The following is a 12,332-nucleotide window of genomic DNA, read 5'->3' as shown; positions in this document are numbered from 1 at the left end:
CACGCAGAGGCTCACACCGAACCGAGTACTGCCCGCCGTGGATCGCCCTCGGTGCGACAGATCACCCGGTTGCGCCCGGTGGTTTTAGCCTCGTACAACGCCTGGTCCGCATCATTGAGCCACAAGGTCGCTTCGCCGTGTGCCGGGTTGAATGCGGCCAGGCCGATGCTCAGGCTGACCCTGAGCGTCGGGTTCTGTTCGTAGCCCAGGGTGGCGAAGCGGTCACGCAGTGCGTCCATGGCCTGGGCGGCGCGGTCCAACGGTAAATCCGGGAGGATCACGCAAAATTCGTCACCGCCGTAGCGGCCTGCAAGGTCGGCGGCACGCAGGTTTTGCTTGAGGATTCTGCTCAGTTGACGCAGCACGATGTCCCCGGCGACGTGGCCGTAGGTGTCGTTTATCGATTTGAAGTGATCAATATCGATCAGCGCAATGGCCCCACCTTGCTGGTGTCGCTGGCAACGCTGGAATTCGATCTCCAGTTGATCCTTCCACGCGCCGTGATTCAACAACCCCGTCAGGCTGTCAGTGCGGCTCAGGGCCAGTAGTTCGCGCTTGTGCAGGCCCAGGGTGTGGGCCTGGCGGTAGCAGATCCAGCCCAGCGCCAAGGGGTACAACGTCAGCAATGGCAGGCAGGCGTACAACTGTTCGGGGCTGGTGAGGGGGATGAATGCGGGTGTGAAAATCAGCAAGCCGGCGCCGATCCCCATCAACTGCGCCGCGCTGCCGGCCAGTAAAAAACGCAGCCCGCCAATGGCCACGTTATTCATGGCCATCATCGACAAGGAGGTGGCCGTGGGTAGCGGGTTGAACTGCATCGCCGCCACCCAGAAGCCGCCCATGAATGAATCGATGAGCAGGTTGCGGTGTTCGGCGTGGTAAGGCATCGGTGAGTGACGCGCCCATTGATAGGCCACGTGCGGCCATAGCAGGCCGTTAAACAGCATGAGCACCAGAACCCACACCGGTCGATCAAGCGGACGTATGGCCGCTGCCACGCAAAGTAACCCCAGGGCCAGCCCCAGGGTTCGCGAGGTGTACAGCCTCCTGGCCAGTGAAAGTCCCTTTCCTCCAGTTTTTCGCATAGGGGCCAAAGCTCCTGTTTGCTGCCGCTGAGCGGAACCAGAAACACTGGGTAATACATTCGGGAATGCTAGGAGTCTATCAGGGCGCCTTCAAATAGCCATCACCGATCAGCGGCTCAAAGCAGGCCCAGGCGCCAATGTTTGACTATAAATGTCTGGTGGCCCACGGCACTGAACGCGTACTCGTGGAAAACTCGCCGCGATTCAGGCCCCAACGTTGCTGCGCGTGGTGATCCGGGACCGGGTCGGGCACATGCCGATGGTTGAAGCCCCCGCCAGAACAACGCGACTGTATCGCGAATTCCTGGAGAACATGGCGCGATGAACATCCTGTATGACGAGCGCGTCGACGGAGCCCTGCCCCCGGTCGACAAGCAGGCCTTGCTCAAGGCCTTGCACCAGCAAATCCCCGACCTGGAGATACTGCACCGCGAAGAAGAACTGGCGCCCTACGAGTGCGACGGGTTGTCGGCCTACCGCACCACGCCGATGCTGGTGGCGTTGCCGCGCCATATCGGACAGGTTCAGGCGCTGCTCAAACTCTGCCACGCGCAGCACGTGCCGGTGGTGGCACGCGGTGCCGGCACGGGGTTGTCGGGGGGCGCCCTGCCACTGGAAAAAGGCCTACTGCTGGTCATGGCGCGCTTCAATCAGATTCTGCACATCGACCCGGCCGCCCGCACCGCGCGGGTCCAGCCCGGCGTACGAAACCTGGCGATTTCCCAGGCCGCCGCGCCGTTCGGGCTGTATTACGCGCCCGACCCCTCGTCACAGATCGCCTGTTCCATCGGCGGTAATGTCGCAGAAAACGCCGGTGGCGTGCATTGCCTGAAGTACGGCCTGACGGTGCACAACCTGCTGAAGCTGGAAGTGCTGACCATTGAAGGCGAACGCTTGACCCTAGGTTCCGAAGCGCTTGATGCGGCGGGTTTCGACCTGCTGGCGTTGTTCACCGGCTCTGAAGGTTTGCTGGGCATCATCACCGAAGTCACGGTGAAGCTGCTGCCCAAACCTCAGGTCGCCAAGGTGCTGCTGGCCAGTTTCGATTCCGTGGAAAAGGCCGGGCGGGCGGTGGGCGCAATCATCGCTGCCGGGATCATTCCCGGAGGGCTGGAGATGATGGACAACCTGGCCGTGCGCGCCGCTGAAGACTTCATTCACGCCGGTTACCCGGTCGACGCCGAGGCCATCCTGCTGTGTGAACTGGACGGTGTGGAAGCCGATGTTCATGACGATTGCCTGCGGGTACGCGCTGTGCTGGAACAGGCTGGCGCCTGCGAAATCCGCCAGGCTCGCGATGAAACCGAGCGCGTGAAATTCTGGGCCGGGCGCAAGAATGCATTCCCCGCCGTGGGACGCCTGGCGCCGGACTATTACTGCATGGACGGCACCATCCCGCGCCGCGAACTGCCTGCGGTGCTTGACGGTATCGCCACCCTCGCCCGTGAACACGGCTTGCGGGTGGCCAACGTGTTTCACGCCGGCGACGGCAACATGCACCCGCTGATTCTGTTCGACGCCAACCAACCCGGTGAACTGGAGCGCGCCGAAACCCTGGGCGGAAAAATCCTTGAGCTGTGCGTCAAGGTCGGTGGCAGCATCACCGGTGAGCACGGCGTCGGCCGGGAGAAAATCAACCAGATGTGCGCGCAGTTCAATGCCGATGAGTTACGGGTGTTCCATTGCGTCAAAGCCGCGTTCGATCCTCAGGGCCTGCTCAACCCTGGCAAGAACATTCCGACCCTGCAACGCTGCGCCGAGTTCGGCGCCCTGCACGTCCATGGCGGGCAACTGCCCTTCCCCGAACTGGAGCGTTTCTGATGCAGGTCCACCCCGACAAAGACGCCAGCGACACACTGCTGGAGCAAATCCATCAGGCTCTGGAGAACGCCACGCCGCTGCGTATTCAAGGCTCCAACAGCAAGGCCTTTCTCGGCCGTGAAGTGGCGGGTGAAGTGCTCGACACCCGTGCCCACCGCGGCATCGTCCACTATGACCCGACCGAACTGGTGATCACCGTCCGTGCCGGCACCCCACTGCGTGAAGTGCTGGCAACGCTGGACGCCTGCGGGCAGATGCTGCCCTGTGAGCCACCCTCGTTTGGCAGCGAAGCCACTGTCGGCGGGATGATCGCGACCGGGCTGTCGGGGCCGCGTCGGCCGTGGGTCGGTGCAGTGCGTGATTTTGTGCTCGGCACCCGGCTGATCACCGGCAGCGGCAAAGTGCTGCGCCTGGGCGGCGAGGTGATGAAAAACGTCGCCGGTTATGACGTCTCGCGTTTGCTGGCGGGCAGTTTTGGCTGCCTCGGGTTGCTGACCGAAGTCTCGCTCAAGGTGCTGCCAAAACCCCGTCAGTGCCTGAGCATCAGCCTGGACCTGCCACCGGCCCAGGCACTGAGCAAGCTCACCGAATGGGGCCAGCAGCCGCTGCCGATCAGTGCCGCCGCCCACGATGGCCAGCGCCTGTATGTGCGGCTTGAGGGTGGCGAAGGCTCGGTGACGGCCGCCCACCAACGCCTCGGTGGAGAGCCGCTGGACTCGGCCTTCTGGGCGGCACTGAATGAGCAACGCCTGGCGTTTTTTGATGAAGGGCTGCCACTGTGGCGCCTGTCCCTGCCCAACAACCTCGGCCCGCTGACGCTGCCCGCAGAGCAGTTGATCGACTGGGCCGGTGCCCAACGCTGGTTAAAATCCGACGCCCCCGACATCCAGTCACGGGCGCAGGCACTGGGCGGCCACGCGACCTGTTTCAGCCACGGTGCCAGCGACACCCCCTTCCAGCCGCTGGCCCCGGCGCTGCTGCGGTATCACCGGCAACTCAAGGCACAACTCGACCCTCAAGGGTTGTTCAACCCCGGCCGGATGTACGCGGAGCTTTGAGCCATGCAAACCACCCTGAGCGACGCCGCCAAATGCCTGCCAAGGGCTGAAGAAGCCGACAGCATTCTGCGCACCTGCGTGCATTGCGGGTTCTGCAATGCCACGTGCCCGACCTATCTGCTACTCGGTGATGAACTGGACGGCCCACGCGGGCGCATCTATCAGATCAAACAGGTCCTCGAAGGCCACCCCGCCACCGCCCAGACCCAACTGCACCTGGACCGCTGCCTGTCGTGTCGCAACTGCGAAACCACCTGCCCGTCCGGGGTCGACTTCCATAACCTGCTGGACATCGGCCGGGCGGTGGTCAATCAGGCAGTGCCACGCTCACCGGGCCAACGCCTGTTGCGCCAGGGGTTGCGGGCCATGGCGCCGAACCCTGGGCGGTTCAAGGCCCTGCTACAGCTCGGGACGATCTTCCGGCCGCTGATGCCTCGGGACCTCGAAGCACAATGGCCTCGTAGCATACCGCCAGCCGGCCAACGACCGACCCAGGTACATGCGCGCCGGGTGCTGATGCTTGAAGGCTGCGTGCAACCGGTTTTGTCACCGAACACCAATGCCGCCGCCGCGCGAGTGCTGGACCGCCTGGGCATCAGCATCATCACCGTAGAACAGGCCGGATGCTGCGGTGCGCTCGACTATCATCTCGACGCTCAGGAGCAAGGGCTCAAGCGCGCCCGCCAGAACATCGATGCCTGGTGGCCAGCGCTGGAAAACGGCGCCGAAGCCATCGTGCAGACGGCCAGCGGTTGCGGTGCCTTCATCAAGGATTACGGGCATTTGCTCAGGAATGATCCGGCCTATGCGGCCAAGGCCGAACGGGTCAGCGCGCAAGCCAGGGACTTGGTGGAGGTCCTGCGCGAGGAGCCGCTGGAGCGGCTGTGCGCCGCCACTGAACAGCGGATTGCCTTCCACTGCCCTTGCACCTTGCAGCATGCACAAAAACTCGGCGGTGCAGTCGAAGAACTACTGACCCGCCTCGGTTTCAACCTCACGACCGTGCCCGACAGTCACCTGTGTTGCGGCTCGGCAGGCAGCTACTCATTGACCCAGCCCCTGCTGGCCCGGCAACTGCGCGACAACAAGCTCAACGCGCTGGAGAGCGGCCGGCCGGCGCTGATCGTCACGGCCAACATCGGTTGCCAAAGCCACCTCGGCAGCGCCGGGCGCACGCCGGTCAGGCACTGGATCGAACGGGTGGACGAGATACTGCGTTAACGATGCATTCGTTTACAGAATGAAGTACTGAAGAAACTTCGTTTGTCAGCACCCTCTGTGCCGAACAGAATCGGGCCACTCCACTGTCATTGCGCCGGGAATCGTCTTTATGAGCCAGCAGAGCGTTGTCAGCCCTGATCAGATCCGCCAACGCTTTTCGCGGGCGATGTCCGATATGTACCGCGAAGAGGTGCCGCTGTACGGCGCGCTGATGGAACTGGTGGCGCAGGTCAACGCGCAGGTTCTGGACAGCGACCCGAGCGTTGCCCAACAGTTGCGCAGAACCGGCGAGATCGAGCGCCTGGACCTGGAGCGCCACGGCGCGATTCGGGTCGGCACCGCAGACGAGCTGGCGATGCTGTGCCGTTTGTTCGCGGTGATGGGCATGCAACCGGTCGGCTATTACGACCTGACACCGGCCGGCGTGCCGGTGCACTCCACCGCATTCCGCGCCGTGCACGAAGCCTCCTTGCAGATCAGCCCGTTCCGGGTGTTCACCTCGCTGTTGCGCCTGGAGTTGATCGAAAACCCGGAATTACGCGCATTTGCCGAAACAGTGCTGGCCAAGCGCTCGATCTTCACCGCGCAGGCACTGGCGCTGATCGAGCACGCCGAACAACACGGCGGCCTCAACGAGCAACAAGCCGCGAACTTCGTCGCACAGGCACTGGAAACCTTCCGCTGGCACTCCAGCGCCACCGTCACCGCCGCGCAGTATCAGCAACTCAGCGCCCAGCATCGCCTGATCGCCGACGTGGTCGCCTTCAAGGGCCCGCACATCAATCACCTGACGCCGCGCACCCTGGACATCGACAGCGTGCAGGCAAAAATGCCTGAACACGGCATCACCCCCAAAGCGGTGATCGAAGGGCCACCGCGCCGTCGGTGCCCGATTCTGCTGCGCCAGACCAGTTTCAAGGCCCTGGATGAACCCATCGCGTTCTGCGACCAACATCAGCCTCACGGCAGCCACAGCGCTCGCTTCGGTGAAATCGAGCAACGGGGCGCGGCACTGACCCCCAAAGGTCGGGCGCTCTATGACCGCTTGCTGAACGCCGCACGCGATGAACTCAAGGACTTTCCCAACGAGAGCAACGCGGCGCGCTACAACAGCCTGATGGAGCAGCACTTCAAGGCCTTCCCCGACAGTGACGACGGCATGCGCGAGCAAGGCCTGGCATTCTTCCGCTACTGCGTGACCGAGCAAGGCCTGGCTGCCGACAGTGACGCGCTGAAGGCAGCCTCTCTGGAGGATTTGATCAACGCCGAGTACATCCGCGCCGTGCCGCTGGTTTATGAGGACTTCCTGCCCGTCAGCGCGGCGGGGATCTTTCAGTCGAACCTGGGCGACGCGGCGCAGGTTCACTATGGCGCGCACTCCAATCAACAGGCCTTTGAAAAAGCGCTGGGGCGTTCGACCCTTGATGAACTGGCGCTGTACGCCGACACACAGCGGCGGTCGATTGCCGAATGCTGCGAGGCGCTCGATGTGCCGCCACTGGCCTGAACCTACATCAGGAACTCCAGGCCTTGCTTATGGATGGCCGGACGACTGGCCAGTAGACGAGCCTTGAAACGCACCAGGATTGAGTTTCCCTGGGATCTGCCGGGCCAGACCAGGTAGTAGCTGTTCCCTGAACTCACCGCTTGGTTGAACGGAAGCACCAGTGAGCCTTTAACCAGCTCCTCGCCGACCAGGGCCAGGTCCCCCATCGATAAGCCCCGGCCCTGAATGGCGGCGCAGATTCCCAGCTCCAGCGTGTCCAGGACTTTGCCTTTGTGCCACTCGAAAGCAGTCATCAACCCGGCACGCTCAAGCCAGCGCTGCCAGTCCCGGCGATCCTTCGAGGGGTGAATCAGTTCGGCCGCAAAAATCCCCTCTTCCCGTGATGCCTGTTGCTCAAGAAACTCGGGAGAACAGACAGGAACAAGCCACTCATCAAACAATTTCACCGACTCCAGGTCATCGGTGAACCGGCCATCCCCCAATAACACCGCGCAATCAAAGGGCTCGGCATCGAAATTGATAAAGTCCACGTCCATCCATTCGCTGGACAACTGGACCTGCTCGCCCACATTCAGCGCATTAAATTCATCCAGTACATTGAGCAGCCAGCGCATGGTCAAGGTGGAAGGCGCCTTGAGCCGTAGCGCTTGTTCTTTTCGATGCATGGTGATGCACGCGCGCTCAATGAGGCGGAATCCGGTTTTCAACTCTTGAGCCAATAGCCGTCCGGTCTGGGTCAAGGAAATTTTCGGTCCTTTACGCTCGAACAACGAACAACCGAAGTGCAGCTCGAGGGTTTTAACGTGTCGACTGACGGCACTCTGACTCAGAAAAAGATGGTCTGCCGCCTGAGTAAAAGAGCCAAACCGCGCTGCCAACTCAAAAGCCCGTAGTGCATAGAGCGGCGGTAACCGCCGCGCCCCCTCCCCCAACGGATCATGACTCATACTCATCCTTACCCATCCTTTTTTTACGCTTTTAAAATTGAAAGTTCTGCTAAATAATCAGCAACGTTGATAAAAAAGGCAGTACAGCGCTAATTCATCCAACATAGTTCGATCATTTGCGACAACTCTATTGGCGTATCGTGAGGCGCTTCCTGCGCCCCATTCGTGCACTCGAAAAACACAGCAGAACACTTAACATGCCAGACTCGAATCTTCTGCTCTCGTCAAATATCCAGCCTGCAACGCTAGCTCAAAAAAACGAATTTGCCATATTGGATTTCCAGACTTCTGCAGATCCCAATGACGAGATCCGTTCAGAGCGCCGTCCTGTCGGCACCACGTCGCCAACACATCACAACCACGTCGAGAGCCCGGACAAGAGCCCTCGCATGCTCAAGCACGGTGGTTGCCCGATGACTGTTTTACAGTCCACTTGTTTTTCGACCAACAAACACCCGATAAACCCTGCCACTTCTGCCCCGCCCGCGGCCCCCTGCCACTGCGTAATAACCCCAGGTATGTCGATACAACCACTTTCGACAAAAACCTATACAACGTTACTTTTAACGGCCTCTTTTCCAGGCTCACCACACGCAACAAAACACTCAACTCTTATTCATTGACCGACCACCAAACCACTCTACCCCTGTCATACAACCTGCTCTTTATCTTCTCTGCCCGGCCCATAATGCCGCGCAAAAAACTCTCAGACCCACTGGCCTGGAGCCTAGATTTCACAACTTGAACTTAATGGGTAAAAGGATGAACTCACAAGTACTGTTCCCGCATATTGGCAAAGTCATCGCGAGCACGGGAAGCCGTCATTTTCCCCGTATGTTGCATGACCTGATACGCACCCAGTTGGCGGTGGATGCGACGCACATTTCCCAACTGCGGGTTGATGCCGGGGGCAACTCCCCCCCCGAACAACATACGCCCAAGCACATTGCCGGGTTTTCCAGTAGTGCGTTCTGCCTGCCGCTCGCCCATGCACGACCCAGCGAGTCGGCGACGCAGCTGCACCTGACCCGCCGCACAGACGACTATCGGTATGTCATCTCGGTCTACCGGTCAAACCTGGCGCACAGTTTTTCGCCACAGGAACGGATCATCCTGCAGGATTTCTCCTCGTTGCTGCTGCCCATGGTGGAGAAACACATCACCGCCATCCATCCCCAGGCAGCGTTGAAAGACGATCACATCACGACGCTCGACGGCATGGAAAACCAGGGAATGGAAACCTTGCGGCAGCGGTTCGCGGACCGGTTGTCACAGTCAGGGCTGGACCTGTCGATACGTGAAGCGCAGGTGTGTGTCGGACTGCTGGCCGGCCGTACCGCACCTGAGCTGGCAGAGCAGTTCAACCTGAAGGTCAACACCGTCGAGAGCTACCTGAAGCGTGCTGCCATCAAAATGGGCATCAGTGGGCGCCACTCACTGATCCGCTGGATGTACTCCACGGAAAACGCCACGCCGCCTCTCGGTCGAACGCAATAACACCCGGCCAAACAGCCCGCCGACCTGTACAGGTCGGCGGGCTGTCTTTTGGCAGTGATCAATCCCTTGCCAGCGCTTCTATCGGGTCCAGGCGGGCGGCATTACGCGCCGGTACGAAACCGAACACGATGCCGATCAGGGTCGAACACGCAAATGCAGTGACGATCGAGCCCATCGAGAACACCATCTGCCACTCTTTGACGAACAGCGTGAAGAGGTAGCCAATGAGAAATGACAACGAAATGCCGACCATTGCACCCAGCAGGCAGACCATCACCGCCTCGACCAGAAACTGCTGACGAATATCGGATTGCCGAGCGCCGACCGCCATCCGGATCCCGATTTCGCGGGTGCGTTCCGTGACCGACACCAACATGATGTTCATTACGCCAATGCCACCGACCACCAGGGAAATCACTGCAATCAATGAAAGCAGCAGCGCCAGGGATCGACTGGTTTTTTGCACCGTCTGCATGACGCTGTCGAGGTTATTGGTAAAAAAATCCTTGGTGCCGTGGCGCTTCTCGATCAACTGGATGACGTTGTCTTCCACCACTTTGCTGGGTTGTCCGTCCTTGATCCGCACCGTGATGCTGTCCAGGTGACGTTGCCCCAACAACCGGCCTGCGGCAGTTTCATACGGCACCCAGATGTTCAGCGCCTTGGCGGAGGTGAAGAGGTTCTTGTTGTCTGCCGTCACGCCAATCACGGTGCATGGCAGGTTCCCCACCAGGACGACCTGGCCCAAAGGGTCGACCCCGGGGCCAAACAGTTTGCTACGGGTATTGTGATCAATGACCACCACCTGGGCCTGACGGCGGGCATCGCTTTCGCTGAAGGGAATACCGGATTGCATCTTGATTCCGCGCACCTGAAAGTAATTCTCGCTCACACCGTTGACCGTCGCATTGAGGTCCACGTTACGATAACGCAGCAGCAGGTTGCGACCGACAACGGGCGTGGCGCTGTCGACGTAGTACAGATCGTTCAGGGCAGCCACGTCGGACGGCATCAAGGTCTCGATCGCGGCGGCACGGCTGTCGCCAAAACTGGTGCCGGGGTAGATATCGATGGTGTTACTGCCAATCGCCTCGATGTCCTTGAGTACATAACGCTTGGCCCCTTCCCCGATGGCCACGATCGACACCACCGACGTGATGCCAATCACGATTCCAAGCATGGTCAACAGGGTGCGCATGCGATGGGAGATCAGCGCCACCCAGGCCATGTTGAACGCTTCCTTGAACAACTCGAGGCTGGCCACAAGACGCCGCGCGGTGTTGGGCTTGAGCGTTGCCGTTTCGTCTGCCTGAAAGTCCGGACCGGCACGCTCGTTGGCCCGGTCACTGACAATCTCGCCATCGCGGACCTCGATGATGCGTTCGGCGTTGGCGGCCACCTTAAGGTCGTGGGTGACGATGATCACCGTATGCCCGGCGGCATGCAGCTCCAGCAGGATCTGCATCACCTCCTTGCCGCTCACGGTGTCCAGGGCCCCGGTCGGTTCATCGGCAAGGATCACCTCGCCGCCATTCATCAAGGCCCGGGCAATACTCACCCGTTGTTGCTGCCCCCCGGAAAGCTGGCTCGGGCGATGAGTCAAGTGCCCGGTTAACCCCAGCCGCGCCAACAGCTCCCTGGCGCGACTGTGGCGCTTGGTTTCAGCAGTTCCGGCATAAATCGCCGGCATCTCGACGTTGTGCAGGGCACTCAGGTGCGGCAGCAAGTGATAACGCTGAAAGATGAACCCAAAGTAATCCCGCCTCAGCTCGGCCAGTTCCTGATCGCCCAGTGAGCGGGTTTCCCGACCGTTGATCTTGTAGCTGCCGGCCGTGGCGTAGTCGAGACAACCCAGGATGTTCATCAGGGTCGACTTGCCCGAGCCCGAGGCGCCGGTAATCGCGACCATCTCCCCCGCATGGAGGGTCAGGTTGATGTCCTTGAGGGCCGTGAACACTCTGTCTCCGGCCATGAAACTGCGCGTAATGCCCTTGAGCTCCAGCAGTGGCTGCGTCATCGTCAGGCCCCCGCCACGGCTGGCGCGGGCTCGCCGATGACAACCCGGTCACCTTCTGCCAGGCCCTCCTTGATCTGGACCTTGACGTTGTTGTTGATCCCCGCCTGCACTGTGCGCTCCCGAGCGTGACCACTCGCGTCCACCACCCGCACCAGGAAGCTGCCGTCGGTATTGCGAGCCCCCAATGCCGCCACCGGCACCGTCAGCACATCCTTGGCTGTGTCGAGGACGATGCGCACCTGGGCCGTCATCGAAATGCGCAAACGGTGATCCGGGTTGGGCACATCGAACAAAGCGTTATAGAACACTGCCGTGTTCTGTTTCGGGGTGCCTGCGGTCTGGGTTTCAAGAAAGTTCTGCGGCGCGGGCTCCGTGCCCCGCAACTTGCCGTAATAGCGTTTGTCCGACTCGCCCAAAATGGTGAAGTACACCTCTTGTCCCGGCGAGATGTGTATCACGTCGGCTTCCGACACCTGGGCCTTGACGGTCATGGTGTCCAGATCGGCCAGTTTGAGCAGCACCGGCGCCTGTTGCTGGGCGATCACGGTCTGGCCTTCCTGGGTCACGATGCCCACGACATCACCGTCGATAGGCGCCACGATGCGCGTATAGCCGAGATTGACCTTCGCCGTGTCGATTTGAATGTGCGCACTCTTGATCTGGGCATCGAGGGACAACAGGTTGGCACGCTGAACCTCGTAGTTGGACTCCGCCGTCTCGAAATCCTGCCTGGAAATCGCGGCGTCCGTTTGCAGGTTGTGATAGCGCTCGTAGACCGACTTGGTTTCCTTGAGCTGTGCCGCGGTAGCGCGCCGTTGTGCTTGCAGGTTCTCCTCATCGACCTCGGCTTGGCGCAAGGTGTTCTGCAACACCATCGGATCGATTTCCGCCAGCCACTGCCCCTTCTTGACCTTGTCCCCCAGCTTGACCTTGAGGGATTTCAACTGGCCGGAAACCTGGACACCTACATCCACCTGCTTGATGCCCTCAAGAAGCCCGCTGGCCAGTACCGCATTTTCAATATCACTGCGCTCAACCCTGGCGGTCAGGTACTGGGGCGGTTCTGCCGGCGCCTGCACCGTGTAGAAAATCAGCCCGGCCGCCACGGCCAGCACCAGCCCCATACCGATTTTGCGAAACTTCAACTTTTCCATAGATGCCCCGCGCCTCCAGGCGCAA

The 12,332-nt window shown here is 60.8% G+C and carries 9 protein-coding genes; 5 read left to right on the top strand and 4 right to left on the bottom strand.

Going from position 1 to position 12,332, the window contains the following annotated elements; genetic code table 11:
• Positions 1-11: 11 nt before the first annotated feature.
• Entirely contained in the window at positions 12-1,085 is a 1,074-nt protein-coding gene (locus AC1Z1G_RS11165) for a diguanylate cyclase (RefSeq protein WP_483626974.1), read from the bottom strand.
• A gap of 321 nt (positions 1,086-1,406) precedes the next feature.
• On the opposite strand from AC1Z1G_RS11165, the gene glcD reads away from it, so the two are divergent.
• From glcD to hglS, 4 genes are all read left to right on the top strand, one after another.
• On the top strand, positions 1,407-2,906 hold the full coding sequence (gene glcD, locus AC1Z1G_RS11160; RefSeq protein WP_483626973.1) for a glycolate oxidase subunit GlcD: 1,500 nt from the start codon (positions 1,407-1,409) through the stop codon (positions 2,904-2,906).
• A complete protein-coding gene (gene glcE / locus AC1Z1G_RS11155; protein ID WP_483626972.1) occupies positions 2,906-3,964 on the top strand; it encodes a glycolate oxidase subunit GlcE in 1,059 nt (352 codons plus the stop codon). Before glcD ends, glcE begins: the two co-directional genes overlap by 1 nt.
• Before the next feature lie 3 nt (positions 3,965-3,967).
• On the top strand, positions 3,968-5,185 hold the full coding sequence (gene glcF / locus AC1Z1G_RS11150) for a glycolate oxidase subunit GlcF (protein ID WP_483626971.1): 1,218 nt from the start codon (positions 3,968-3,970) through the stop codon (positions 5,183-5,185).
• Positions 5,186-5,294: 109 nt separating this feature from the next.
• Positions 5,295-6,692 carry a 2-oxoadipate dioxygenase/decarboxylase HglS gene (gene hglS, locus AC1Z1G_RS11145; protein WP_483626970.1) on the top strand — a complete coding sequence of 466 codons (1,398 nt, stop codon included), beginning with the start codon at positions 5,295-5,297 and terminating at the stop codon, positions 6,690-6,692.
• Between the two features lie 2 nt (positions 6,693-6,694).
• Here the strand turns inward: hglS and AC1Z1G_RS11140 are convergent, their stop codons facing one another.
• Complete coding sequence (locus AC1Z1G_RS11140) at positions 6,695-7,645, bottom strand: LysR family transcriptional regulator (RefSeq protein ID WP_483626969.1); 951 nt, start codon at positions 7,643-7,645, stop codon at positions 6,695-6,697.
• Between the two features lie 756 nt (positions 7,646-8,401).
• Between AC1Z1G_RS11140 and AC1Z1G_RS11135 the strand changes: the two genes are divergently transcribed.
• A complete protein-coding gene (locus AC1Z1G_RS11135; protein ID WP_483626968.1) occupies positions 8,402-9,136 on the top strand; it encodes a helix-turn-helix transcriptional regulator in 735 nt (244 codons plus the stop codon).
• Between the two features lie 58 nt (positions 9,137-9,194).
• Here AC1Z1G_RS11135 and AC1Z1G_RS11130 read toward each other — a convergent pair whose 3' ends face one another.
• Together AC1Z1G_RS11130 and macA are read right to left on the bottom strand one after the other, a co-directional pair.
• Positions 9,195-11,153 (bottom strand): MacB family efflux pump subunit, encoded by a 1,959-nt coding sequence (locus AC1Z1G_RS11130; RefSeq protein WP_483626967.1) that lies wholly within the window; start codon positions 11,151-11,153, stop codon positions 9,195-9,197.
• 2 nt (positions 11,154-11,155) lie between these two features.
• Positions 11,156-12,307, bottom strand: coding sequence for a macrolide transporter subunit MacA (gene macA / locus AC1Z1G_RS11125; RefSeq protein WP_483626966.1), 1,152 nt, complete (start codon positions 12,305-12,307; stop codon positions 11,156-11,158).
• Positions 12,308-12,332: the final 25 nt, after the last annotated feature.

Source organism: Pseudomonas sp. JL27(2026), from assembly GCF_056933555.1.
The sequence above is the reverse complement of the archived record's forward strand: the minus strand, read 5'-3'. Positions and strand labels throughout refer to the sequence as shown.